Raw genomic sequence first — 698 nt, 5'->3', positions numbered from 1 at the left:
GAGCCGCTGACCCGCGACAACGCCGCCCTGCTCCTCGTCGATCATCAGATCGGCCTGCTCACCGGTGTGCGCGACATCGGCGTCGCCACGCTCAAGCACAACGTGGCCGCTCTCGCGAAGGCGGCTCAGGTGCTGGACGTCCCCACCGTGGTGACCACCACGGGGGCGGACGGCCTGTGGGGCCCGCTGGTGCCGGAGCTGGCCGAGGTGCTCCCGGCGGACCTCGAGGTGATCGACCGCAGCACGGTCAACGCCTGGGACGACCCGCGCGTGCGCCAGGCCGTCGAGGCCACCGGCCGCAAGAAGCTGATCATCGCCGGTGTCTCCCTCGAGGTCTGCCTGGCCTTCCCGGCGATCTCCGCCACGGCCGCCGGCTATGACGCGTACGCGGCCATCGACGCCTCCGGCACCTTCAGCGAGACCAAGCGCACGGCGGGTCTGCTGCGCATGCAGCAGGCGGGCGTCATCGTCACCGACTACGCCACCACGATGGTCGAGATCCTCGCCGACAACGCCGACCCCAAGGCCTACGAGGTCTACGGGGCGCTGGACATGCCGTTCGCCACCCTGGTCGGTCAACTGTCCACCGCCTACTCCAAGAACAGCTGACCCGTCCAGCCACCGAGCCGCTCCTGCGGCGCTCATCCCCCGTAACGGCACCGCAGGAGCTCCCCGGGCGCCGGGCCCTGCCCCCCGCA

The 698-nt window shown here is 71.2% G+C and carries 1 protein-coding gene; it reads left to right on the top strand.

Going from position 1 to position 698, the window contains the following annotated elements; translation table 11 throughout:
- Nucleotides 1–609: isochorismatase family protein (locus HW130_RS35245; protein WP_177153827.1), on the top strand; the 609-nt coding region annotated here is incomplete at its 5' end.
- Nucleotides 610–698: the final 89 nt, after the last annotated feature.

Source organism: Streptomyces sp. PKU-EA00015 (assembly GCF_013387495.1).
GTDB lineage: Bacteria > Actinomycetota > Actinomycetes > Streptomycetales > Streptomycetaceae > Streptomyces.
This window is presented reverse-complemented; position numbering and strand designations above follow the sequence as displayed.